The 25,865-nt window shown below is 52.6% G+C and carries 19 protein-coding genes and 2 pseudogenes; 13 read left to right on the forward strand and 8 right to left on the reverse strand.

What is annotated here, in order from left to right:
• Positions 1–131: 131 nt before the first annotated feature.
• The 3 genes from KQX66_RS21805 to KQX66_RS21815 are packed head-to-tail and all read right to left on the reverse strand — an operon-like array spanning position 132 to position 4,198.
• Entirely contained in the window at positions 132–2,228 is a 2,097-nt protein-coding gene (locus tag KQX66_RS21805) for a glycoside hydrolase family 31 protein (RefSeq protein WP_216794920.1), read from the reverse strand.
• 40 nt (positions 2,229–2,268) lie between these two features.
• Positions 2,269–3,288, reverse strand: coding sequence for a glycoside hydrolase family protein (locus tag KQX66_RS21810; protein ID WP_216794921.1), 1,020 nt, complete (start codon positions 3,286–3,288; stop codon positions 2,269–2,271).
• A gap of 43 nt (positions 3,289–3,331) precedes the next feature.
• A complete protein-coding gene (locus KQX66_RS21815) occupies positions 3,332–4,198 on the reverse strand; it encodes a helix-turn-helix domain-containing protein (protein WP_216794922.1) in 867 nt (288 codons plus the stop codon).
• A gap of 340 nt (positions 4,199–4,538) precedes the next feature.
• On the opposite strand from KQX66_RS21815, the gene KQX66_RS21820 reads away from it, so the two are divergent.
• The 3 genes from KQX66_RS21820 to clpP are packed head-to-tail and all read left to right on the forward strand — an operon-like array spanning position 4,539 to position 6,087.
• A complete protein-coding gene (locus KQX66_RS21820) occupies positions 4,539–5,150 on the forward strand; it encodes a helix-turn-helix domain-containing protein (RefSeq protein WP_216794923.1) in 612 nt (203 codons plus the stop codon).
• Complete coding sequence (locus KQX66_RS21825) at positions 5,150–5,476, forward strand: hypothetical protein (RefSeq protein ID WP_216794924.1); 327 nt, start codon at positions 5,150–5,152, stop codon at positions 5,474–5,476. Before KQX66_RS21820 ends, KQX66_RS21825 begins: the two co-directional genes overlap by 1 nt.
• Positions 5,477–5,508: 32 nt before the next feature.
• Positions 5,509–6,087: an ATP-dependent Clp endopeptidase proteolytic subunit ClpP gene (clpP, locus tag KQX66_RS21830; protein WP_036681016.1), complete on the forward strand. Its 579-nt coding sequence runs from the start codon at positions 5,509–5,511 to the stop codon at positions 6,085–6,087.
• A gap of 60 nt (positions 6,088–6,147) precedes the next feature.
• On the opposite strand, the gene KQX66_RS21835 is transcribed toward clpP, so the two are convergent.
• Complete coding sequence (locus KQX66_RS21835) at positions 6,148–7,287, reverse strand: alginate lyase family protein (RefSeq protein ID WP_216794925.1); 1,140 nt, start codon at positions 7,285–7,287, stop codon at positions 6,148–6,150.
• Between the two features lie 239 nt (positions 7,288–7,526).
• On the opposite strand from KQX66_RS21835, the gene KQX66_RS21840 reads away from it, so the two are divergent.
• Positions 7,527–8,228 (forward strand): TerC family protein, encoded by a 702-nt coding sequence (locus KQX66_RS21840; protein WP_216794926.1) that lies wholly within the window; start codon positions 7,527–7,529, stop codon positions 8,226–8,228.
• Positions 8,229–8,345: 117 nt separating this feature from the next.
• Here the strand turns inward: KQX66_RS21840 and KQX66_RS21845 are convergent.
• Positions 8,346–9,920: pseudogene (locus KQX66_RS21845) on the reverse strand (endonuclease); the annotation flags it as partial.
• Positions 9,921–10,029: 109 nt separating this feature from the next.
• Positions 10,030–10,740: a TrkA C-terminal domain-containing protein gene (locus KQX66_RS21850; protein ID WP_216794928.1), complete on the reverse strand. Its 711-nt coding sequence runs from the start codon at positions 10,738–10,740 to the stop codon at positions 10,030–10,032.
• Between the two features lie 323 nt (positions 10,741–11,063).
• Here KQX66_RS21850 and KQX66_RS21855 point away from each other — a divergent pair, with 323 nt between their 5' ends.
• From KQX66_RS21855 to KQX66_RS21890, 8 genes are all read left to right on the forward strand, one after another.
• Positions 11,064–11,894 (forward strand): helix-turn-helix transcriptional regulator, encoded by an 831-nt coding sequence (locus KQX66_RS21855; protein ID WP_216794929.1) that lies wholly within the window; start codon positions 11,064–11,066, stop codon positions 11,892–11,894.
• Between the two features lie 73 nt (positions 11,895–11,967).
• Positions 11,968–13,248 carry a radical SAM/SPASM domain-containing protein gene (locus KQX66_RS21860; protein WP_216794930.1) on the forward strand — a complete coding sequence of 427 codons (1,281 nt, stop codon included), beginning with the start codon at positions 11,968–11,970 and terminating at the stop codon, positions 13,246–13,248.
• Positions 13,249–13,261: 13 nt separating this feature from the next.
• The gene (locus tag KQX66_RS21865) at positions 13,262–14,305 is read left to right on the forward strand and encodes a radical SAM/SPASM domain-containing protein (RefSeq protein ID WP_216794931.1); all 1,044 of its coding nucleotides are present in this window, start codon (positions 13,262–13,264) and stop codon (positions 14,303–14,305) included.
• 68 nt (positions 14,306–14,373) lie between these two features.
• Positions 14,374–14,529 carry a hypothetical protein gene (locus tag KQX66_RS21870; protein WP_216794932.1) on the forward strand — a complete coding sequence of 52 codons (156 nt, stop codon included), beginning with the start codon at positions 14,374–14,376 and terminating at the stop codon, positions 14,527–14,529.
• A 104-nt stretch (positions 14,530–14,633) separates the two neighbouring features.
• Positions 14,634–15,662, forward strand: a complete 1,029-nt coding sequence (locus KQX66_RS21875) for a S8 family serine peptidase (protein ID WP_216794933.1) — start codon at positions 14,634–14,636, stop codon at positions 15,660–15,662.
• Entirely contained in the window at positions 15,659–17,392 is a 1,734-nt protein-coding gene (locus KQX66_RS21880; protein WP_216794934.1) for an ABC transporter ATP-binding protein, read from the forward strand. Before KQX66_RS21875 ends, KQX66_RS21880 begins: the two co-directional genes overlap by 4 nt.
• Before the next feature lie 50 nt (positions 17,393–17,442).
• On the forward strand, positions 17,443–18,129 hold the full coding sequence (locus KQX66_RS21885; protein ID WP_216794935.1) for an ABC transporter ATP-binding protein: 687 nt from the start codon (positions 17,443–17,445) through the stop codon (positions 18,127–18,129).
• Positions 18,126–20,627: an FtsX-like permease family protein gene (locus KQX66_RS21890; RefSeq protein ID WP_216794936.1), complete on the forward strand. Its 2,502-nt coding sequence runs from the start codon at positions 18,126–18,128 to the stop codon at positions 20,625–20,627. The genes KQX66_RS21885 and KQX66_RS21890 overlap by 4 nt, the downstream gene beginning before the upstream one ends.
• Positions 20,628–20,797: 170 nt before the next feature.
• On the opposite strand, the pseudogene KQX66_RS21895 reads toward KQX66_RS21890, so the two are convergent.
• Positions 20,798–21,160 (reverse strand): annotated as a pseudogene (locus tag KQX66_RS21895) (cell wall hydrolase); the annotation flags it as partial.
• Between the two features lie 155 nt (positions 21,161–21,315).
• Positions 21,316–23,295 (reverse strand): elongation factor G, encoded by a 1,980-nt coding sequence (locus KQX66_RS21900; RefSeq protein WP_216794938.1) that lies wholly within the window; start codon positions 23,293–23,295, stop codon positions 21,316–21,318.
• Between the two features lie 314 nt (positions 23,296–23,609).
• On the opposite strand from KQX66_RS21900, the gene KQX66_RS21905 reads away from it, so the two are divergent.
• Complete coding sequence (locus tag KQX66_RS21905; protein ID WP_216794939.1) at positions 23,610–24,974, forward strand: MFS transporter; 1,365 nt, start codon at positions 23,610–23,612, stop codon at positions 24,972–24,974.
• The last annotated feature ends 891 nt before the right edge of the window (positions 24,975–25,865 follow it).

Here is a 25,865-nt window from a genome sequence, read left to right on the forward strand (position 1 = left end):
GCGGATATTTCCCGAAGACAAAGGCGGCCGCTATCGCTTCTCCAGTGGATACCCCATCTCCGTTGCATCTCTCTTTTTATAAAAGTCCTCTTTCTCAGCAAGCTCAAGGCGCCCTTCGGCGCCTTTTTGCATTAATGAAACACCCACGTGAACTCGCCGTACGCGGAGGACCAGCCGGCTTCCGTGCCGCTGACAGAGCCGCTTTTCCGGCCTTCGGCATCCACGGTGACTTCGGCCGTGCGCCAGCGGTACTCGCCGCTCTCGTAGGCAAATGTCTCACCGTCGTCGTCAAACAGACTGAACTTGCCCGGGCTTGTGCCATAATGGTGCAGCTCCAGGTCGATCTTTTCTCCGGCGCGCGGCGCATGGTCCATGACGGCCATCATCGGAATAACCGCGCCGTCCTTCACGAACACCGGAATCTTCTCAAGCCCTGGCTGGACGCGGATCGTACGGCCGCCTTCGAAGCGTTCCCCGGTATCGAAGTCGTACCATAGACCTTGCGGTAAATAAACGATCCGTTCCGTTTCTCCTTCAAACAGCGGGGCAACGAGCAGCGAATCGCCGAACATGAACTGGTCGTCCCATTCTTTATCCGCTGCGCCCCCGTAGGCGAATTCATCCGAGTCGAAGCGGCCGCTGCCGGCCTGCGCGCGCACCGAAACGCCGGCTTCCAGAGCCATGGCCCGTACCGGAGGGACGCCTTCCGCCCAATAGTTGGCGAAGGTCGAATACAGATAAGGCAGCAATTGCATGCGCAAGCGAATGTAACGGGTAACGATGGGCTCGACCTCGGGGAACGACCACGGCTTCGTTCCGTCGGCCCATGCGTTCAGCATGGCAAGCGGCGAGAAGCACACGGTCTGCATCCGGCGGACCCAATCCTCGCTGCTCCGCGCTTTTCGCACCTCGGGCGTCCAGAGCAAGCCGCTGAAGCCCGAATTGCACAACGCGCGGACATAGTCGCGGTGATCGTACAGATCGGAATAAAGCACATAAGGAAGCGACGAGGCGGCGCCTGCGGAAGCGCGAACCAAGCCGTACGTCCGGCGGTTATGGGAACGGTACAGATCATCGGTCATCTTCTGAAGCAGCAAGCCGTACAGCTGCCGCAGTTGCTCGCCGTCGCAGCCTGACGGGAAGCTTGCATGCGCAGGGAACATCCACGAATTGCGGGTCAGCTCGCTGCCGTCGCATTCGTCCAGCTTATAGCCGGACACGCCGATCTTCACGTGCTCGCGCTCATGCTGTTCCCTATAGATCGCTTGCGCCTCGGGCAGCGTATAGTCCGGCGCCAGACCGTGCCAAACCGTGTGGGAGCCGGACAACGGCTGAAGCGCCTCGTAAATGGCCGCATCCGGCGAAACGTACGGATGCTCCCACAGGTTGATTTTGAAGCCGTCTTTTTCCAGATCCCCTACAAATTGCTCCGGATCGGGAAACAGCTCCCGGTTCCATTCGTACGTTACTGGGTAGCTGCGGGTGTGCCAGCCCGGCTCCAGTCCGATGACATCGCACGGAATGCCCCGTTCCCGGAACGCCGCCGCTTCCGCGCGCACCTCGTCGGCCGAGTAGCTTTTGGGCACCCGGTGCCAGAAGCCAAGCCCCCAGCGCGGAGGAAGCGCGCCGCCGCCAAAATACAGGTTGTAGCGGCGAACGGCGTCAAGCGGCGTCGGTCCGGCGAAAACATAAATGTCCAGCCCCTCGTCCGCCACCGTCATTTCCACCCGGTCGCTCACCGGCGTCGCTTTCCATGACGAATCGCGGTTGCGATCCTTCGCGTTCCCGGACAGGCCGCTGTCCGACCGGACCGACGAGCCGCAGCACAGGGTCACGATACGAGAGGTATCGGCATATACCCCGTAGCCTCCGCTGGATACATAGAACGGAACGGGCGCATGCGTCTCCCCCGTATCCTGCTTCGGGTCGCTGTTGACGCGCAAATAGCGCGTCCGCCCGCGGTGATTCAGCTTCAGAAGCTGCAGGCCCAGTCCGTAAAGCGACTCCTCGCTTCCAAGCGGAAGTGCCACGACGATACGGCCGCCGACCCGCTCGATTTTCACATCCGCCCCATCGAACGGAAATTCGGCTTCGCCCATCGATTGCAAAGCTGCCGTTTTTGGAGGCCGGTTCATGACCGAAGCCGGAGACAGCGTCGAAGGCCGTCCCGCCTTCAGCCGCCATATTCCCGGAGCTATCGTCTGCCAGAATAATGTCGATTCCGCCATTTGCTTCTCCCCTTTATCCGATTTTTATCCTTATCCCCGGCTATATCGTCTTTAAGGGAAATACCTGATTCCAGGTGTTGCTGCAATCCGAAAAGCCCTTCACGCCGTCAGACACCGCGGCAAACAGATGCGTGGGCTTGCCGTTCGCATCAAAAAGCAGAAACGGGCGCTCCAGATTACCGAGCGTCGTGACCGTTCCGTCATCCCAGACAACGGTACGCGAGTACGCTTGGGGCTCCTCGCTTACTTCCCAATTCAGCCCGTCCCGGGAATGCGCGCGAATCCCGCCGTATTTTTCGCCGCAGACGGTGCCGTCCATATCTTTGGCAATCAATTCATAGCCGTTCTCGGTCCGCCAAATAAACGGATCTTCGAGATGGAACCGCTCCGGCGGAAAAACGGGCGTTTCCTGCAGCACCCGGTACGGACCTTCGTAATGATCGGCCGCGGCCGCGCCGATGGTCATTTTGCCGTGAACGTTGCCCTCATATTGGCGCGCTTTATAGATCAGCAGCACGGAGCCGTCCTCATCGACGCTCGGCGCCGGGTTCGACGTCAGGAAGCTGTCGAATTTGCCGGGCCGCACACCGAGAATCGGAGCGTCCTGCCGGGTCCATGGACCGAACACGCTGGGCGCGGTAGCGAGGCCGATGCGCTTGTTCGCCCGAGCCACGATGGTTCGGGGATCGCCCAAACCTTCGAACGTTTCCGGATCGGGATCGCTGAGCGGATGCGTCAAGCCCATATAAAACAGCAGATACCGGTCATTATGCTTCACGATGTGAGGATTGTGCGTACTGCGCCCGTCCCAGTATTGGGCGCCGCGGGCCGGCAGCACGACTTCCTGAAAAGCATACGGCCCTTCCGGTGTATCCGACACGGCACGGACCACCTCGGATTGCAGAAGCCAGCCCGGATGCATCGGCAGCGATTTCGGCCAGCGCGAAGCGAACATGTGATATTTTCCATCCTCTCCTTGCACAACGGAGCCGCACCATACCCAGTACCCTTCCATCCGGAAGCCGCCATGTCGCGGCGCCGGCAGCATTTCCCATTTCATCCCGTTCGCCTCTCTTTTTTTCGAAGTAAGATACCTGGAGCCGTTAAAAATGCTTCATCGCGGAGACCGCGGACTTTATTTTCTTTTTCCTGTATTGCGAGGGCGACTCGCCTTTGCGCTCATGAAACAGCCGGGAAAAGTAGGACGTCGTCCAACCGACGCTTTCGCTGATTTCCGTCACGGTCATGCTCGTCGTTTCCAGCAGCTCCATTGCTTTGAGAAGCCGCACTTCCTGCAGATATTGAATCGGGCTCATCCCGAGCCGCCGGTTGAACATCCGTATGATGTAATGCGGGTGGAATCCGAAGCGCTTGGCCATATCGTCGAGTGTGACTTTGGCCGCATAATGATTGCGGATGTAATCGGCCATCGGAAACGGACCGCCGCCGGATAACGCTTGCTCGGAGCGAACCTCGTGAGTCAACGGCTTCCGCCCTGTGCCCAGCCGCGCCAAGGTAAGCAGCACCGTCTTGACCGCCGCGTCCATCCGGTAGAACGCCAGAGGATCGTCCGCATCGCCCGGCACTCCTCCCGCCTGAAGCCAATATTCGATGTCGGACACCGCGGCCGAGCCGCAAGCTCCCATCCGTGGTATGGCCCGGACGATCCGCTCCAATCCGCCGTCGCGCAACTCGAACCGGACGCCGAGCGCCCGCCCTTCGGTCGACAACGCGAGTTTACAACCGTATTCCGGAGGGACGAGATAATAGTAGCCGGAGAGAACGACGAACGATTCCGCGTCCATCCGCAGTTCTCCGCGGCCTTTCAATGCCAATAGCAATAAATACGCCTCGCCGTTCTTCTTGCCGGAAATCACTTCGTTCTGGCATCCGGTGCCGAAGCAGTAGAACCCGGTTGCCCGTAGCCCGGCGTCCCTCAACTCGTTATGCGTCACATCGACCCCGTTCATGGAAGCCCTCCTTTGCTTGGGCGCGAACCGCTCCCGCGTCCGGTCCGCGCACCGGACTCTTCTCGAAGCGCCGGATTATACGCCAGCGGTGCTATGCTTGCACGGCGCTCTTCCCTCGAAAGCTTCGGCGCATCTTGACTTTCCTTTTGTTCTAAGCTCATCTTAAACGGGATCGAAAGGAAAATAATTACGGAGTTTTAAGATCGTGTGTCGCTCTTTTGCTATTCCATCCCATGCTCCGCTGCTGTCGAGGGATATTTCTCAGGCCTATTGACAACTATTCATTTACGTAATAATATATTTTTACGTAGAAAATATCGTTTTACGGAGATGAACCACTGTGACCGAAGACATATTGGAAAGCTTGCGGATTGAAGCGCCGGAGCAAGCCATGGCGCTGCTCAATCCGCTGCGGGCGGATATTGCCGCCCGGCTGGCGGCACCCGCTTCCGCGGCGGAAGTGGCCCGGGCGATCGGCGAAGCGCCGCAGCGGATCAACTATCACTTGAAGGCGCTGGAGAAAGCCGGGCTCGTGCGCCGGGTCGGTACGAGGCAGGTACGCAACCTGGTCGAAGTGCTTTATCAAGCCGTCGCCAAGACGTTCATCCTGTCCGATCAGCTGGGAATGAAGCCGGAGACGGTCCGTCGTCTCAAGGACCAAGGCTCCCTGTCCCATCTGGTTCAAACGGCGGAACGCATCAAGCAGGATGCGCTGCTCCTGATGGAGCATTCGGACGAAGGCCAGGACATTCCAAGCGCATCGCTGCAATTTCAAGTCTCTCTCCGGGATGCGGAGGAGCGGCACGCTTTTGTCGAGGAATACGCCGCCCTTGTCCGGCAGTTGACCGCCAAGTACCGCAAACCGGCGAACGAAGCGGAACCGGCAGACCCGTATCAGGTCGTGCTGGCCGTGTATCCGCAGATCGATCAATCCTCGGGAGGGAATGACTAATGGAACGCGAACAAAAGCACGAAGCAAAGCAGAACGGCGCAACCGAAGCTGGCGGAGCCAGCTCCCCGGCCGTCGTATGGCAGTGGTCGGAGCCACAAAGGAACCGGGAAGCCGAGCGAAACAACCGGCCGGTGACGCATCTGGACGATTACCGGCAGGCCGAAAACGACCGCTCGGAAGCGACCGTGACCCGCTGGTCGCTGCCTTCGCGAACCGGAGAGTCAGGCGCCGAGGAAGTTCTCATCATGGTTTCCTCGGGCTTTACTGCACGCAGCCAACGCGGCCTGAGCCGTGGAGGCACAACTATTCAAGCGCTGGCCGCCTGAGCGGTCTGAGCCACACAAGGAGGGCATCAAGCATGAACTATGTACCGGTCGTCGTGGAACAAACCGGCCGCGGGGAGCGTTCCTACGATATTTATTCCCGCTTGCTGAAAGACCGCATCGTCTTTCTCGGAAGCGAGATCGACGATCAAGTAGCCAACTCGATCACCGCGCAGCTGCTGCTGCTGTCGGCGGAAGACCCCGAGAAAGACATTCATCTCTACATCAATTCGCCGGGCGGCTCAACCACTGCGGGCTTCGCGATTTACGATACGATGCAGTTCATCAAACCCGACGTGTCGACCATCTGCGTCGGTTTCGCCGCCTCCTTCGCCGCCGTTCTGCTCGTCGCCGGAGCCAAAGGCAAGCGGTATGCGCTGCCTAACGCCGAGGTCATGATTCATCAGCCATGGGGTGGGATGAAGGGGCAAGCGTCCGATATGAAAATTCATGCCGACCGCATCCTCGATACCCGGGACCGGCTGAACCGGATCGTCTCCGAGCGCTCGGGCCAGCCGCTGGAGAAGGTGGCGCGGGATATGGACCGCGATTACTTCCTGTCCGCGGACGATGCGGTGACCTACGGCTTGATCGACAAGGTCATGCAGCCTTAAGGCAGCGAATAAGGATCGGTGCTTCTTCCGAGGAAGCCCGGTCCTTTTTTTGTATTTGCGCTACTTTAACCAAAGCAGCGGCTGGCGAATTGCGATATTGCGCCGCACCTCGGAATCCGCAGGGTCGGAGCCCAGCCCCCGCCACAGCTCAACGTACTCCGGCCGCCTCAGCGCAAGTCCGGCAAACAGCAGCGACGATATCTTCGCCGGCCAGCCTTCGTCATGCTCCACATCCGGGGGAAGCGGCCATGCGCTTTTGTCGGCCAGGTACGGAAACAAATATTCGAAGCCACGCCGGATCCCCCGGCCATCCGGCAGCTCAAAGCGCCATAGATCGTCCTCCGGCGTCGACAACACGTGGCACAAGGTCGTCAAGTTGTCGAGTGCGAAAATCGAGTAACTGTAAGGCTTCGTGCGGCCGAGCTCCCGTGGAAAGCTGCCGTCCGCAGCCATTTGCTCCGGCAGAAGCGACTCCTTGTAACGTTGGCGGCAAAAGCCCAGCATCTCCCCGTCGCCCGCAAACCGTGCGAACACGGCCGCCTGCACAAACCAGCAAATGCCGTGATTGTTGCCCTCGTTCATTTCTTCGATTCCGTTCTTATGCGTACGCATCCAGTGCAAGTAATCAGTGAACCAGCGCTGAAGCGCTTCATACAGCGCCGACGTCAAATGCGGCGATGTTCTCAACGCCTCAATCGCGACAGGCACATCGATCAAATGCAGCGTATCGATAATGCCGATGCCTCGCCCCGCGCAAATGCCCGGAATCGCTTGAGCATACGCCAATTGCGGATTCATCCGGGTCGCATCGTCCACAAAGAAGGTGTGCAAAAAAGACGCCGCCTTTTCCGCATAGGCCTCTTCCCCTGTCAGCTTATAGGCCGCTGCCAAATGCGCCGTGCGCGTCCGCATGCTGCGGAGAAGGTGCCGATGACTATCAAAATTGCCCGGATTGCTCTCCCCGTCCCGCCGGATATAGGGCAGTCCGTCCGGCGTATCCGGATTCGGCCACCAATAATCGCCATTGGAATAATAATCGTTAGGGCCTCCTTCGCTCAGCGGCGCCGGCCAATCCGTGATCGCGACGGGCCTTGTCCGCATTGCAGCCTCCGCATGCTTCATTACCCAATCCCGCTCGAAGAGCGACGCAGCTCCGCCAAATTGCTTCCACAGTTCCTCCGCTTTTCCAAGCTCCCTCATCGCTTCGCTCCCTCTCTTATGCAGCCGGCTTATAAATCTCGCCTAAATTATATATGGAAACGGAAACACCCGAACATGGAATATTCTCATTTGTTTTTGGTTTTTATTCAGGTTTTTGGGGGACGGCTTACGACGCTGCTTGTTCTTTTGTATATTAAATTATTTCGTATTAAATAAATTTGTAGTAAGATGGACAAGTTCAAGCATTGCAAACTGAGGCATGTGAAAGGAGTCTGCGAATGGAAGGCGATCTGCTAGTCGGGCTGCTAAAATTAATTCTGATCAACATCGTGCTTAGCGGAGACAATGCCGTCGTCATCGCTTTGGCCTGCCGCAATTTGCCGGCGGAGCAACAGAAAAAAGCTATATTCTGGGGGAGTTTCGGAGCGATTTTGCTGCGGATCGTCCTCACCTTCGTAGCCGTCTGGCTGCTGAAAGTTCCGTTCGTACAAGTGGCCGGAGCGCTGCTGCTCCTATATATCGCTGTGAAATTGTTGAAGGGCGAAGATAACGCCGAAGCCTTGAAATCCAGCAGCAAGATCGGAGAAGCGATCCAGACGATCATCGTCGCCGATCTGGTTATGAGTCTCGACAACGTGCTTGCGGTAGCTGGTGCCGCCGGCGGAAACCTGCTGTTAATCGTAGTGGGACTGGCTATCAGCATCCCGCTGATTGTCTGGGGAAGCCAGCTGCTGATGCGCCTCATGAACCGTTTTCCTGTCATCGTTCTGCTCGGAGCGGCACTGCTTGGCTATACTGCGGGGGAAATGACGCTCAGCGACAAAGCCGTCGGTCATTGGATCGAGACAAGCTTCCCTGCCGGTCACTACGTGCTGCCAATCGCACTGGCTGCGGTGGTTGTCGTCGTCGGCAAGCTGGCTAGCCGGAGGCAGGAACGCGAACACGCCAAAAAAGAAGCGGAAAAGCACGCCGTTTCCTAAATAAAAAGCACTCTTCGTCCCGTACGACGCGCATGGCGCCGCCGGCTGGCGAAGAGTGCTTTGTTTTTTCATCGGAAACCGTTACGTTCGGTTAGGCTGCGTGAACGCCAAGCTTTAAGGCAGCGGTTGTGCAGGTACATTCGAGATGGTGACAGCCTCCGTCTTCAAGTTGTTGCCCGCTTGTTTGAGCCGGAGGTTGGCCGAACTGCTCGTTCCCGGCTTAATCTGAACCGTCAAATCTGTCGTAGCCTTTCCTTGACTGTTGGCCGTAAGCGAGAAATTCGAGCTGTAGCCGTAGCCCGACGGCCACGAGCCGTCCGCATTGCGGATCTTCGCCACTTGGGTCCCGCCGGATACATAAATGCCCAGACTTAAGTTCGACACCGTCGTCCCGGGAGCCAAGTTGTCCACGACGACACGAATCTGAAACTCTTCAGCGTTCGGGAGCGGCTCCTGCTTGACGAAGCTGTACGCCGGATTGCCGACCACCGACCCGGTGCCGTACGACCCCGGCTTGAACGTCGAACGGTCCCACCATTTATACCCGGCCGCCGGCGTCGCCCACGGCTCCGGCTTCGGCTCGGTCGAGTTTGCCGGGTTTTCGAACGGCAGCAGCGCAGTCGGTTGGTCCAGTTGCAGGCTCGGAACTTGGTTAAGCTGTGTGTAGCTTTCTTTTTTGGCAAGCCAGTTTACGATGTTCACCAGCAGCTTGCCGTCGTCCTGCTCCTTGAAGCCGTCGTAAGTCGTTTTGGCTTGTCCCGTTTCTTCGCGGCGGTATTTCGGCGTAGCATCCTCAACCGGCGACGAATCGCCAATAAATGCCGCCTTGCCGGCAGCCACTTTGGCGACAGCCGCGTACGGCCCTTCCGCCGTTCCGCCGCCGTTATATACGCCTTGATCCACCGCATTCGGCCAAGCGGTGTTCGTCTGCGGCAGATATACGATGCCTTTTGCCTTGAGAGGATCGATGATGGCAAGAGTCGAACCGGCATGCATCGCGACCGCCGAGACGCCTTGGGTAATGCCGAACGCCTGATTAGGCGAAACGATCTGGTTGGCCGTAACGTTTCCCAGCGCATTGTACCGGAAACGGACGCCAAAATTCGTGGCGAGCCAATCCGAGCTGGCCACGCCTTGCATTGCGTCGGAAGCGCGCTCTTCGGCGCTCATGCCTTTCGCCGGATCGGTCCAGGCTCCCCGCCGGTAGCCGTTCATCACCTCGGAGGCATCCCAGCGGTTTTTGTTACGGTCCGCATTATAATGGTCGGCGATGAAAAAGATGCTGCCGCCATTCCGGACGTACTGCGCCATCGCGTCCTGCTCACTTGTTTTGTAAGGAATGTTGGCCTCTCCGACCACGAACACGTCGTAGCTGCTCAAGTCGCTCAGCGTGATCGGCGTCGTTTTGCGAAGCTCCTTGACGTAGTAGCCATTGTTCGCGAGCGCATTGGCGAAATCCGAGAATCCCCCGTCAATAACCCAATCCGCGGCCCCCGCCGTCTGACCGTGCGTGTTGTCGAACAGAATTTTTTTGCCCGCATTCTCGTTCACGACCGTAGGATTCAGGAACGGGGCAGGGTCCGTCGGCCCTTCCGCCAGCGCCTTCGGCGCCTCCCCTATCCATCCCGGCAGCGGAAGGAGCAGCGAAAGCGCCAGTGCCGTCTTTGCAAGAACAGCTTTAAAGGATCTCATCAGTTACCTCCAGTATTTTCTATATTGGGGCATACCACCCAAATCTATTTTACCATTTTGTAAAAGATTAGGAGATTAATTTTTCGTAAAAAGTTGGACGAAAAGCGGTTCACAGTTCGGTGACATGCTTCTCATTCCCTTCCTCTTGACGCATGGCTTCGAGTTCGCGGCGAAACCTTTGTTCGATCGCTTCCTTATCGCCGTATACGTATAGGATATCCCCCTCTTGAAGGGACAGCTGCAGACACCCGCTGCGGATTTTCGTTTCTCCTCTCTGTACAAACAAAACGTGGATGTCCTCCTCCGGACAACAGACGTCGCGGAGCCCGCGCCCCGCCATAGCGGACCCCTTGCAGATCGAAATGCCCGTGAATAAATCGCTGCCTGTAAAATACAACACTTCCTCGATCGGAAGCTCGTGCAGCTCAAATTCCTGCTTGAGATGCTTGTGAAACCGCCGCTTCAAGCTGTTGACGATACGCTTGTTTTTCGTTGCCAGCAAAACGACGCCAAACCCTAACGTCACGCCTGTCAGCTGCGGCACGCGGAAGCTTTGAGCCAATAGGTTGCTGAGTGTGGAGATCATCACCGCGAGCGAGAACACCCCGAACAAGATGAGAAATACGCCGATCTTACGCCGGACGGGATGCCGCAGGATCAGCTCCGACTCCTTGGTGGTAAACCCGGTGGAGGTCAGCATGGAGACCGCTTGGAAGCGTGCGATTTCGTTGTCGAGACCGGTGACGACCAGCAGCATGACGGCAATTTCCAGCACGATAAAAATCAAGACAAAATAGATCAAAATGAAAAGAAAGCCCATTCTCCCGGCTCCTCTCTATCCGTTCTATTCTCTTCATTACCATGCTTGTCCGCCGGTGAACCCGGTGCCTTTTTTACTTCGCTGTGCCGGTTGGCATCGTAGCGATAATTATGACAATTTTACGAAACGGTTTGCCGTTTCTACCACTTTGGATGATTTTACAGGAGTTTTGTAAACAAAATCACAGCTATATTTTTCCAAATAATACATAATGAGATATATTATCTTTATTTTACGACAACAAGATTTTATTCTGACGTGTTGTATGGATGAGGCACAGCATGATTTTAACTTGTCCAATACCGATAAGAAGGGAGAAGATCATGTTGTTTTTGACCAAACCCAATCGTTCTTTTTCACACAGTGAATGGCATTGTCTGGCCGATATCGACAAAGCTACGCTTCTTCAATGGCAGAAAAGTTGCCCTCCCCTCACCCGGAATCCAATCCCTGAACGTTGCGACCCCGCTCGGCTTAGTAAGCGGCAGACGCTTTGCAGCGCCTTGATTAAAGCATTTACCGGGGAGATTGAATCTTTAACAGTTTTGCCGTCCCTGCCGATCATTGCAGGGCTAACAGATCCCGACGGCTGGTTGTTGGCTATAGGATGCTCGAATGACTTAATGCTTCAACTGGAGTCGATGAATATCGGTGTCGGCACATCTTTGGCGCTGCCATATTTAGGCATGAACGCAGTCGCCCTGGTCATGATGACGCATAAACCTGCTGTCGTGCACGGGGATGAGCACCAGTTTGTTTCATTTAAAGGGTTTACCAGCGTTGGCACACCGATTCAAGTCGAGAACGCGACCAAAGGGTTTTTGTGCATGTTTTATCCTTGCGGACATGATTACATGTTCGCAATGCTGCTGATGAATAGCATGGCTGGCAGTATTGCCAGAAAGCTGGATAATGAATTGGCGAAGATCCAAAAGGAACGGATATTCAACCTGTTTCGTTCCCATCGACTTTCTCCCAGAGAATGTGAAATCGGGTACTATTGGCTCCAAAATCAGAGCGCCCTTTTCATCTCCGCCACATTAGGGATAACCGAAGGAACGGTGCGAAACGTCGTCAAGTCCATTTACAGAAAGACCCATGTCAGGGATAAAGCCCAGTTTATTAGCAAAATTCTAATTGACTATATCTCGTAGGGGATATAGTTCGATAGTTGTTTTCTTGATATCTTGTAGTTGTACAACAAACGGCTGTTAGGAGGGAATGAGATTGATTTCCTTTCACAAAGAATCTCGCACGATAGAACATGGCAATCGCGTGATTATAGGAAACCTGAAAAATGGACAGTGGATAAAGCTATCGAAGGAATGTTACCAAGCCTTGAAACAGGGGATGGATCTTGGACTAACGGAAGAACAATTTATCAATTGCCTGGAAGATCCCGACGATCAAAATTATTTTAAGCAACTGTTTGAGAAGTTACGTTATATCGATATCCTTGCCCCCCAGGGAAAACCGCCTCAGAATAATTCACGATGGAAGCATATTTATTTCGCCATTACCAACCGCTGTAATCTAAGCTGTATTCATTGCTGCTATAACGCCAAGAGCGGTGCGGGTGCGGACGGGATGACAACCGATGAGCTATTCTCCGTGATCGATAAAATTGTGCAATGCAGCCCTGAGATCGTGACAATTTCCGGCGGGGAGCCCATGCTCCGGAAAGATTTTTTTGAGATTTTAGCCTATACCCGACAGCGATATGAAGGCAAATTAACCTTGTCAACGAATGGAACCTTAATTCATAGCAGGAATGTCCGGATTTTAGCCCGGCTTATTGACAGCATCGATATTAGTCTGGACGGTGTAGATGAAGCTTCCTGTGCGTATATTCGAGGTCCGGGCGTGTTTGACAAGGTGACAGAGAGCGTTCGGTTGCTTCAAAAAGAAGGCTTTTACAAAATATCATTGTCGATGGTATCGGTAGACCAAAACAAGCATTTGGAGGAACAGTTTCACCTGCTGAATAAAGAATTGGGGACGCGGGCCATCGTTCGACATTTTTCCCCGATTGGAAGGGGCTATATCCAGAAGGATCATTTGTCTCCTTTCCACGAGATTCAGGACTTCGAGACGGCTACCGGCCGCTTCGATCTTGAATTCTTGCAAAGCGCTGCCAGCATGTGTACGTGCGGAGCCGGAAAGAAAGAAATCCTGATCGATTATGACGGCTCTATTTACCCTTGCGGGTTATTAATTCAGGACAGGTATAAGCTTTGCAGCGTTCATGAACTGGAAACGCTCCGGCACGAGGTTTTTGAAAGGTCCTGTGCCTCATATTCCGGAACTAAACACTTGGATGAGCTGTGGCCGGATCATTCCAAATGCAAGGATTGTAAAGTAAATTTGTTTTGTTGGAGCTGTTTGCAGCATATGGACATGCTTAAGGATGACGAGGAAGCCTTCAACCGGCGATGCAAATCCAGAAAAAAACAGTTGTACTCGATCATTTGGAGCGAACCCGAACCCGTTCCACAAATCATACGATAAGCGTGGTGAGCGGATGTTAGCAGCGATTTGGGTTACTACCTCTTGCAATATGGCCTGCCGTTATTGCTACGAAGGAATGGCCAAGCCTAATAAATTTATGACTTTGGAAACGGCTGACAAGACGATTGAATATTTGAACTGGCATTTGAGAAAAGTCGGCGATAATCGATTAATTATAAATTACCATGGCGGAGAGCCTCTCATGAACTACGAGGTCATTCGGTACATGACTAACCGTCTAAGGGAATATTACCGTGATGATCCTTCGGTCAAGGTGATGTTCGGCCTCACAACTAACGGTTTATTGCTGGATAGGGAAAAAATCGATTTTCTGAGCGAATTTTTTGATTACTCCTTATCCGTCAGTATTGACGGCACTCGCGAAAGCCACGACTGCAACAGAGTACTGTTAGGGGGACAAGGAACCTATGATCTAATCACCGCAAAAATTTCAGCGTTCCTTCGCAGCAGATCCGATATCCGAGCGCGAATCACCATAACTACACGGACGGTAGGAAGCTTATATGACAACGTTAAGCACCTGATCGATTTGGGATTTTCAATAATTGTCCCCTACGCCGATTTGTTCGATCCCCGTTGGGATGAGCAGCACATGGAAGTTTTGAACAGGGAGCTTGATAAAATTGCCGCGCTTCTTTGCGACCTGCGGATGCGGAACAAAGAGGTTTCTGTAGGACTTGTCCATACGATTGACTGGAAAAAGAAAGGGTTATGTACAGGCGGGACCAAAACCATCCACGTGGACCCGGAAGGTCATTTGTTTCCTTGTGCGTACGCAGTCGGCCGCGACCGGTACTGGATCGGTAGCGTTCAAATCGGGATAGATCGAACCAGACATAAAGCTTTGTGCAGCCAGTATGTGATTAAAAATGAGGTTTGTGCCGGTTGCACGCACTATTCCGAATGCGTCGGTCCCCGATGCAAAATCATCAATGAGGTTATCACCGGCGACCCTCATCTGCCCTCTGCCGTATTATGCAACATTGAATCCATCCGGCATCGGATCATGAGGAAATATCCGGAACTATCCCAATAGATGGACAGAGCTAAAGACAAATCATTGTTGGATTACGGTTTGAATCAAACGGGAAAGGAGGTGAGACTATGTTGAAAATCGTCAAAATTACGGACAAGATTGAAAAACTGGACGTAAAGGGACAAGGTTGTAATGATGATTGCGCGCGCTGGTCCGGGTATTCCGGCAGCAAACCCGCTGGCTGCACGGTTACAATCGACGCTTATCTGACTCCTTGGTGGTAATTATCTCCTGTCTTTAGCTCTCCATAATAAATCGGGCGTACCAGTTTTGGGTTTTATCCCAAAACTGGTATACCTGCTTTCTAGTGCCATACGAGGTGAATCCATTGAAAGATATCAATAGGGTTAAGATCGCCATTGTTGACAGCGGGATCGATACGACCAACGACTCGCTCATGCAGCGTGTCGCTGGCGGGATTTCCATATGGAAATCCGAAGAAGGCTTCAAGGAATCCGCGGACTTCGCCGACCTGCACGGTCACGGCACGTATTGTGCCTCGGTCATTAAGCGGATGGCACCGGATGCTCTTTTTTTTGTAGTTAAAGTCTTGGACCAATATGCTCGTACGAGCTCTCCCGCCTTGATCGAATCGCTGCGTTATCTTCTTGAAACAGACGTTAAGCTTATCAATATCAGCGCCGCCACAACCGAGGACCGGTACAAAAGAGAGTTAAGCGAAATCTGCAAGAAACTGGCTGATCGAGGAAAAATCGCAGTCAGCTCTCTTGCCAACGCGAAAGCCTCAAGTTACCCGGCTTCGTTTCCTTCGGTAATCGGCGTGCAAGGCATACCCATGCCATCTCTTCACCATTACTGGTATAATCCGCACCGGGAAATTCAATGTGCAGCCGACTCCACACCTGTTGGGGTCAGAGCAATCGATGGCTCCTTTGCCATGTTCGGAGGCAACAGCAAAGCCGCTGCTTTGTTTACCGGGATCATCTGCCGTAAGCTGCAACAAGTCAAGACACATTCTCATTTGGAATTGGCGACCATTCTTGAGTGCCAGGCGGAACGTGTTCAGTGGACCGAGGACGACATTGCCCTTGCTTCTCAGGACCATGACTGCAACCATCCGGGTAAACATGCCGGCAAACACGAATTAAGCCAACTTGCAAACATTTTGGCCAAGCATCTGGCTATTTCGCCGGAAAGAATGCAGCACCTTTATCAATCTCGGCTTTATTCCCCTGCCATCGGATTGGCGCCTTGGCATGTCCATCCGATTTTGAAGGAAGCCGAAACCGTCTTTCAAACTCGGCTGGATTATGAAGCGATCAGTCTTCATACCTTTCGTTCCATCTACTCTTTGCTTGATTTTATCTTGAAAGAGAAAGGGGTGCAAAAGTCATGAGCACTTACAAGTATGCAATCCCGTTTTTCAAGATGATATTCAAATACAAGAAGCAGCATTTCATTGCGGCATTTTTCATGCTTTGCAGTGCGGCGTCGATGATCATCCTTCCCCTTTTGACGATGCGTCTGATTGATGAGGCGATCAGGGGAGGAGATACGGGCCTGCTGTTTCGCTACATCATCATCTATCTGATGCTTATCATCCTGCAGGCTGGCTGCAAGGTGGTTTCGGACTATATGTACTCGTTTATCGGGAAACGTTTTGTGTTTGACATGCGCTACAAAATCATTCGCCATCTTCAGAAGCTTTCAGGCCGATACTATTCGCATGCCAAACCCGGCGAGCTGCTTGCCGTGGTGAATGACGACGTGGCGACGGTTGAGGATTTATCGACATCCATCGTTTTTCAAACCATTTCCGATATCCTGATGTCGCTCGGCATGCTGATTTTTTTATTCTATCTGCAGCCTGACTTGCTGGTGCTGTCTCTAGCCTTGCAGCCGCTTCTTTTTTTGATTCAATCCCGATTTAACAAAATCATCTCGAAAACTTCGGTAGAGCTTCGGAATCAGTTTGGAGCTTATATGTCGGTTGTCCAGGAATTTCTAGCATCTGTGATGCATTATTCCATCCTGAATGCGAACAAACACTTCTTTCGAAGGTACATTCCGATTTCCAAGTCATTCATGCGGTCCGGTATAAAGTTTGACACGATCTTTTCTTTGAATATGAACGGATCGAATCTTTTCAGCGGGTTAACCACACTCCTCATCTTCGGTTACGGCGGTTATCATGTCATCTACGGAACACTCACGCTGGGCGGTTTGATTGCCTTTAACCAGTATTCGCAAAGGCTTCTCTCCCCGATTATTCGTATCGTTCAGTTGAATGTAAAGCTCAAGCAATCGATGGTTTCTGTTGAACGCATTTTCCGATTGCTTGATACGCCCGTAGAGATTTCGCAAAATAATAAAGCGTACAAGCCGGAAAAAATACAAGGTTTGATTGAATTTAAGCATACGCAATTTTCTTACGACGAAAACAAAGCTTTTATAGATGATATAAATCTGGTATTCGAGGAAGGGAAAGTAACGGCCATCGTTGGCGAGAGCGGAGCGGGCAAGTCCACGCTGGTCCATCTCCTGCTTCGGCTTTGGGATATTCACGGCGGAGAAATAAAACTGGATGGAAGAAAAATTCAAGAGTATAATTTGAAATATATGAGAAAAAACATAAATGTTGTATCGCAAGATATTTTTTTGTTTCATGATACCATTAGAAACAACCTTCTGCTTTCCAACGACAGCTTATCGGTAGAGAAAATGCGAGAAGCCGCTAAAAAGGCGGGGATCGATGATTTCATCATGGCTTTGCCGGATCAGTACGATACGGTTGTAGGCGAAAGGGGCATTATGCTGTCCGGTGGTCAAAAGCAACGGATCGCCATTGCTCGTGCTTTGCTAAAAGATGCACCCATTATTGTTTTTGACGAAGCGACCTCTTCCTTGGATGCGACGACGGAACATTATGTAAGCGAACAGCTCCAAACCTGTTTCATGCATAAAACCGTCGTCGTGATCGCCCATCGGCTTTCCACCGTCGAGCGTGCAGACAAGGTTTATGTCATGAAAGAAGGCAGGGTCGTCGAAGCCGGAACCCATCATGAGCTGCTTGCCAATCGAGCTTATTATTATCGCCTCTATGCTCATCACGCCGTGACGCACTAAACCGTACGGATTCCGCGCTCGCTTGAAATTTATGATTTGGGAGGAATGACATGATCATCTTGGAAACCATTGAGCTTTCCAAAACCTACGGTACCGGGGAGAACCCCGTCCATGCCTTGGCTAACGTCAGCTTTCAGATTCACAAAGGCGAATTTGTGACCATCGTCGGCCCGAGCGGCTCAGGCAAAAGCACATTGCTTCATATGCTGGGCGGATTGGATGTGCCTACAAAAGGAAAGGTGATTATAAACGGGACGGATATGTATGCATTACCCGAGCACGAGCTTTCCTTATTTCGGAGGCGTGAACTTGGTTTTATTTTCCAATCCTTCAACCTGATACCGATCTTGACAGCAGAAGAAAACATTTGTTTGCCGGTTCTCCTGGACGGTCTGAATATAGAAACGGCTTATTTGGACCATCTTCTGAGACTCCTTGATCTTCAAGACAGGCGGGGACACTTGCCCAACGAATTATCGGGCGGCCAGCAGCAGCGCGTCGCCATCGCGCGTGCGCTTGCCAACAAGCCTTCCATTATTTTAGCTGACGAGCCAACCGGAAATCTGGATTCCAAAAATCGTTTGCAGGTGCTTGAGCTTCTGAAATCCTCCATTCGCAGTTTTGATCAAACCTTGGTATTAATAACCCATGATCCCGAAGTGGCCGATCATGCCGACCGGATCATCAAGATCGAAGACGGCGTTATTACCAATGATGTAAAGACGGTGAACGTATGAAGCGTTTTTCTCAGATCATTCCCCGATATATGTTGAAGCATTGGAAAAGGACGATTATGGGGGCCATCGGCATTGTTCTTGCCGTTACTTTGCTCGCTTCGTTGGGCCAGGTTGGGGAAAATATTCAATATACCCGCCTTCAACAGGCAAAGATGGATAGCGGCGATCATTATGCGACTATGCGGGCTGTGCCGCTTCCTCGTCGCGAGGAAATCCGGAATGATCGGCGGGTGCAGGCAGCAGGCTCCAGTTTGCCGTTAGGTTTATACGCCATCCCGGAGAAAAACATAACCATTTCTTTGGAGGGTTACGACCGGGAAGCCATCGATATGTCTCACTTGCAGCTTACCCAAGGCACATTGCCCGCTGGCCCCAATGAATTGGCGCTGGAGGCTTGGGTCGCCGAGACCTTGGGCCTTTCTGTGGGGGAATCCATTCCCATAGATTTTGAACACTCGGCGTGGACCGACGACGGGGAAATCCGCTCCCATAAGGGAAGGCATACCTTCGTGCTCAGTGGAATATTACCTGATCTCCCGGTATCCAAGTTAACCGCTAATTCCTTGGGCTTGGTCAGTCCAGAGGCCGTGCAAACGATTCTTCCTGCCGACTTGATTAGCTCTGTTTTGTTCATTCGCACCGCCGAAGGATTGCCTATTCGCCAAACCGTTCAACAGCTCCAAGCCGAATATTCCATTCCCGACAGCAGCATCACCGTGAATGAAGGGGTTCTAAGTGTGCTGGAGGATTCCGGCCTTTCGAATGCTTCCATCTGGATTCCCGGCTTGCTTGTGGTCATCGCTTCTACAGCAATCATTTATAATATCTTTTCGATTTCCGTGGTGGAACGAATGAAGCAATTTGGTATGCTCCGGGCCATCGGAGCAACGAAACGGCAAATTAGCTTCATCGTGTTAGGAGAGGCCGGATGGCTATGTTTGATGTCCATCCCCATCGGCTTGCTGCTGGGAGCATTGATTTCGGCCTTGCTGACTAAATTCGTTGGCGTATTCGCAGAAGGCGGCTTGGAGTCGACGAAGATTTCGGTTCGCGTACTGATCGTGTCCGCCTTGATCAGCGGCTTATCCGTATTCCTATCCGCCCTTCAGCCCGCACGGATGGCCGGGAAGGTCACGCCGCTGGCAGCCATTTTATCTCTGGACACCAACGCTCCCAAAAGGATCAGCCGGAAACGGCTCAGCCCCGTCGTCATGCAGCGGTTATTTGGCGCGGCCGGCAAGCTGGCCTACTTCAACCTGAAGCGTAATCGCAGGAAAACCAATGCTTCGGTCTTCTCCTTGACCCTTGGTCTGGTGTTGATGATTGTATTCGGCAATCTGGTTGCCCGTATTGAACCGACGACCAAGGTCGGCGATGCGGTGAAGAGCGAATTTATGATTCGTTCCGAGGCCGCGAGCGGAGGCTTCAACGACAACATCCTTCAAACGGTAAGGGCTATTCCCGGCGTCACTGACATTCTGGAAACCCAATACTCCCAACAGATCGCGGTATCCGGAACGGATGAAAAGCTGCCGCCGTCATTAAAAGCGATCGCTGCCGGTATATACAAGCAAAAGCCTGATCCCGAAACAGGACGCTATTACGTGCCTTCCCAGTTATACGGGTATACGGACGACGCTATTCGTCTGCTGGAAAGGGAACTTGATTCGGCACAAATCGAATCATTTCTAAACCGGCAGGAGCCTTCTGTCATTGTCGCGGAGAACATTCCCGGAATCGATGCCAAATCAGGAGTGAAAGCCGGGGATGAAGTTGAAATTCAGACCACGCAAAAAAAAGGGGATGAAATCAAATACGGGCCTGTCTACCGGTTCAAGGTGGCGGCGGTCGTCAAGGATTTTCCGCTTGAAGCCAAAGACACAACAATTGGTTTTCGGCTGATTACAAAACAGGGGTTGTACCAGAAAATAACAGGGTCCAAAACATTCCAACGTATAGATATACGAATCGACAAGGAAGCAAATCAAGAAAAAATTGCGGAAACTTTGAAGAAAATTGCCGCCGCATCCCCTTCCGGCATGCTTTTCTCTTATCTGGACGAGCTAAAGAAGATCGCTGATTTCAAGATGCGCATTCTCTTTCTCGGCTACAGCCTGGTAGCGATCATCATGCTCATTAGTTTGATGAATATCGTCAATACCGTTTATTCGAATTTTCTCTTGCGAATCCGGGAATTCGGCACATTGCGTGCCATTGGCATGACGCGGCGGCAGCTTGTTCGGATGACCCGAGTAGAAGGTTTGTATTACGGGGTGCTTTCAACACTCCTCGCTATTGCTGCAGGTCTGATTCTATCCTGGGTATTCCATAGCTTTCTAATTCAAGAGATGACCTATTTGACAGCCTGGGCGGTTCCCTGGACGCTGCTTGCGGCTGCCGGCATTGGAGGTATATTCTTGGGAGTAGCGGCCACGATGGTCCCGGCCCGAAAAATCGCGTCGCTTGGCATTATCGATTCGATACGTTCTCTGGAGTAAAGCGCGGCGAGCGGATGCTCTCAGGAAACAAGGAAAGCCGCTTTGTCAAAATGTTCTATGATAAAGGCCTCCGTTCCCTAAAAAGCATCAGATGCAAAAGCTCGCCCCGGGCCTTCGGGAGCGAGCTTTTGTATGCTTTGTACGTCCGCTGCGCTGCTAATACGAGTCTCTTCCCCGGTCGGCTGGTAGAAGCAGTGCTTCTTGTACCGAGCCACAAGCGGCTGGTTATACCATTTCGGCGGACAATCGCCCTGCGGCCGAAAATACCACAGACTGAACTTGGCCGGCCATTGCCGTTCGCCGTTTATGGTCCGGCGCGCCAAGCGTCTCTCCCGGTCCCTGGGTTCCAGATAAAAGTACCCGTGGATGACGGCTTCAATCGCATGCGGCTGATAAATCATTTGCGGAATCGTACGCAGCCCTTTTAAGTCCGAGCAATTTGCGCGAATCCGGTTGATTCCTACATTGCCGACCAGGATCATCCCTTTTTCCCCTTCTCCCTCCGCTTCCGCGTGGAGCAGTCGGGCCAGCAAATCGACATCTTGCTGTCTGGCTTGACAACGGCCATAATGTCACCTCTGTAATCGTTATGATACTTACAGAGTATTGCTGCACCTGCCCATTAGTGACTATCGCCAAAGAAAAACCCGACCGGAGCTTTCAACTCCTGTCGGGTTTAGCACTAGCCTTAATAAGCGCGCAGAACGTGAAGCAAATATTCATTCCGGTTTAACGGATTGTAATCGGTCCGCGCTCTTGTCGGCACGTCGCCATGCATTCTTACGAATCCGGCCGGTTCGACGAGCATAAAGCCTTCCCCTTGGGTGAACGCATGCACGCTTCTCTTGAAGCTCTCCGTTGCGGCTACAGGAATGGTACCTGTTATAAGACACATATCGTTATGGATAGCCGTATCGTGCATCACCGCTTGGATCGCGGATAATTTGTAGGTCGCTTTGCTCATCATAGCGGCGGGCACCGTTAACTCGAATGCATGAATAGGCTCATAAACATGCGTACCCGCCTGCGCCAGCGCCTCCATCAAGACAAGAGGAGCCAGCTTTCTAAAGTCGCCCGCTGTCGATATCGGACTGAAGTATCCGGTATGAGTCAAGGTCACGACGATATCGGTAACCTCCCAGCCGTACAGCCCTTGTTTCAAGGTTTGGTGGACCGTCTCCTTAATGGCTTTGTGAAAGGGCAGCGGCAGCGAGCCCAATTCAACCTCCAGAGCGTAGGCGACTCCGCTTCCGGGCAAGCCGGGCTCGACTCTAAACCCCACGGTCGCATAAAAAGGATTATCGCCCTCCGCGATGATCTCCAGCGCCTGACCCGTTCCAGCCGGTTTTTCCAAGCAAACCGTTCTAGTCTCCGAAAACCTGACTTCCAAATCATACTGTTCCTTCAAGGCCGCTTCGATCACTTCTTTTTGCACTTCGCCGAAAATACGGATATAAAGCTCTTGATGAACATCATTTTTCAGCACTTGGATTAACGGATCTTCCTCCGACAGGCTGATAAGAGCCTTGTACAGCAGGTGGTCCTTGCTTGGCTCCGTCGCTTCGATTCGCGTCTCCATTTGGGGAACTGCGAAGCTGAAATGCTTGATTAGATCGGAGTGCTCACCGACGACATCCCCGATCCGGACGTCTTCCAGCCCCCATACTTTGCCTAAATCCCCCGACGTTACCTTGGCGGCAGGAACAGCCTTTCCGTTAATCAAAGCGTAGAGCTTTTTGATTTTGCAGGTGCGCGCTTCGACTTCGCCCTGCCCGTTTTTCTGCTGCAGTTTCACTTGTTCTCTCAGGTTTAAGCTGCCCGAGAACAGTCTGACATAGGCGATTTTTTCGCCGGACGGTTCTTTTTCGAGCTTAAATACGACCCCCGACAACGGCTCTCCCTCGGCGTGTTCATTCACCGGAAACCATTGGGCCACACCAGCGAGCAGGCCGGACACGCCCACGCCCGTCATAGCGGACCCGAAATAAACCGGGTAGATGTTCGCTTGCCTTACTTGCTTTCCGAATGCCTCTTTCACTTGCTCTGCCGTCACGGCCTCGCCGTTTACATAAGCTTCCAGCACCTGCTCGTCATGCGCTGCCGCAAGCTCGATGCATCGTTCCATAAAATCGGGGTCCGCAGCCCAATCGAAACGGGATTCAACAACGGACGCCTGCTTCGTACCTGCATGTTCAACCTGACACAGAGGAAACGCATTCGGTGTCAGCTTTTCACGGATTTGTTCAATCACCATGTCGGATTGCGCGCCCAGACGATCAATTTTGTTCACGAACAAGATCGTGGGAAGTCCCATTTTCTTCAGGACGGAAAACAGAATTTTGGTCTGCGCCTGCACGCCTTCCACAGCCGAAACAACCAGTATAACGCCGTCCAGTACACTCAGCGACCGCTCCACTTCCGCGATAAAATCCGCATGGCCCGGCGTATCGATCAAATTCACTTTTAACCCATGGAGATCAAAAGAAACGACAGATGCTTTAATCGTGATGCCTCTTTTCCGTTCCAATTCCATGGCATCCATCTGCGTATTTCCTTGATCTACCCTACCCAGCTCGTCAATAACATCCGTATCATATAAGATACGCTCAGCCAGACTTGTCTTTCCAGCGTCGACGTGCGCCAGAATCCCTATATTCATAGTATGCATGCGTTAAAATCCTCTTTTCTCCGTTCATATTATTCTCCTTTCGAATGTGGTTAAGTTGCCGCATTCCGATCACTCCAATCTATTGTATTAACCCCAGTATATACGGATTTTACGGATTATTCCAATGAAATGACGCTTACGTCATTCGAGCGGTTATGATATAATTGGATTGGTTTATTTTCTCATTTTTACTAATTTGGAGGCGTAGCATATCATGCGGCAAAACAATTTCGCAAGGGTACAACATTTAGGGGAAGGCGCATCATTGACCCTATAAACTGCGATTCCCCTTCCTTTAAAGGGGTTCTATTCAAGTGCAACACCAAAATGAAGTTCAAGCATCGCGATTCATCCTATGGTTGAGCATATTGACATTTTTTAGCGTCATGAACGAAACCATGTTTAACGTTTCGTTACCGGACATTGCCGCTTATTTCCATATTGCGCCGTCGGCGGCCAATTGGACCAACACCTGCTTTTCGCTTTCTTTCGCGATCGGCGTCGCTGTGTATGGCAAAATATCGGAGCATACAGGCATGCGAAAGCTGCTGTTGTTCGGTATGTTAACCTACGGTTTCGGTTCGGTCGTCGGCCTGTTGGGTCATTCCTGGTATCCGGGCGTGCTGGCTGCGCGTTTTTTGCAGGGAATCGGGGCTTCGGCCATTCCGTCGCTCATTATGGTGATGATCGTCAAGGTTGTCGAGCCGGGGAAACAGGGCAAAGCTTTCGGCCTGATCGGCTCAGTCGTTGCCTTTGGCGAGGGGATTGGTCCGGTCATCGGAGGCGCGGTTTCCGGCTATATGCATTGGTCGCTGTTGTTCGCGCTGCCGCTGCTGTCGCTGCTGGCCCTGCCGTTCGTACTGCGGACGCTGCCTGACGAGACGACGGAGGGAAAAGCATTCGACATGACCGGAGCGGTACTGTTGTCCGCGGGCATTCTGTCGTTTGCGCTGTTTACGACGCTGTATCATTGGATTTATCTGACTGCAAGTCTGATTTTATTCGCGATTCTCGCTCTTCATATCCGTCGGCACCGGGAGCCGTTCCTGGAGCCGTTCCTGTTCCGGAAGAAAACGTATCTTGTTGGTGTGATCCTAGGCGCCTTGCTTCTCGGCACGGTCGCCGGCTTTTTTTCCATGGTGCCTTATCTGATGAGAGCGGTGTACGATATGCCGACCGGCCTCATCGGAAGCGCCATTCTGTTCCCCGGCACCTTGAGCGTCATCTTGTTCGGGATGCTTGGCGGGATGCTGGCCGACCGCCGGGGTCATATCGCCGCGATGCTGACCGGATTAAGCATGATTGCCGCCGGTTTTCTGGTCGTCCTGTTCTATACGGACCGGGCGCCGTGGTTCATCGCGGCTGCGATGATTCTAACGTTTGGCGGCCTGTCGTTTGTCAAAACCGCCGTTTCCGCAAGTGTCGCCGGTACGCTGGAAGAGAATGAAGCGGGCTCCGGTATGGGCATGCTCAACTTCGCCTGCTTCCTCGCGGAAGGGATCGGCATCGCCGGTGTCGGCGGACTGCTGACGAAGCCTTGGCTGGACTCTCCTCTTGTCGGGACCGTAACGAGCCAAACGGCTGGACTTTACAGCAACATGATGCTGATTTTCATGGCGCTCGTGGCGTTAGGTGGTACCCTCTTCGTTATGTTTTATAAGCGGAATAGTCAGGGATGATGTAAAGCTCCGGGGGTTCCCGGAGCTTTGCTTGTTGTAAAACCCAATACTCGTAGAAATTTCGGTGCACACAACGGTGGGGTATATCCCTCCAGCAGCTGCCCCTCCCCAGAAAGTGATGCAACTCTTAAAAGCATATTCTAATACTTTCCTGGGGACCCATCTACCCGTGAAACTGATTAGAATTAGCGGTAATTTCACGGGCTTCAAGGCGAACGTAAACTCTTACGGGAAATATCCACGTCTATTTCTCTGAGTTTTTACTCCTGGAGTTTCTCGATACTCTAACCTCCCTGTGGAGAGGAGCTTGTTGAGAAAGTGGTTACTGAATATAATAGTGGCGTACGAGGGGTGGGGCATCTACTTCCGGTCGCTGCTCCACCCCACAAAGTGAAGTTGAATCAGGGAAGCCTAGTCCGAGTACTTTGTGGGGACCCCGGGTCCGCAGGAAATTTTGATTTGAAGCCGCTTGACAGCGGACATTTCCCACAGACAAAGGCGAACGCTATCGCTCCTTTTTCAACGCTCTGCCTCTCTGTGGAGAGTTTTTTTGTTTTGTTCAAGAGCCCGTACCGATAGGAAACATCGGGGAGGTAAGCAGCAGAGCCGCCTTTCTGTGGCGGGATCGCGCGTCAGCAAAATAGATGCAGAAAAGTTCCTCTAAATCGGCTTTTTGACCTCTTCGTGCAAATACAGAGGAACTCAGATGCGCTAAATGCCTGATATTAACCTTCCTAACTATGTTTCGACATGAATAAAGGAACGTATGTTCGCTATTTTGAAAACAGGCTATCTAAGACAATAATAGCGCACGGCAGTTCCGTTATCTTGTGTACTTTACTACGTGCACATAAGTCTGTGCTCAAGTGTTGAGAAAGTGTTCTTTACTGG

The sequence above is a fragment of the Paenibacillus oleatilyticus genome, assembly GCF_018998565.1.
In the GTDB taxonomy this organism is placed as follows: Bacteria; Bacillota; Bacilli; order Paenibacillales; family NBRC-103111; genus Paenibacillus_G; species Paenibacillus_G oleatilyticus.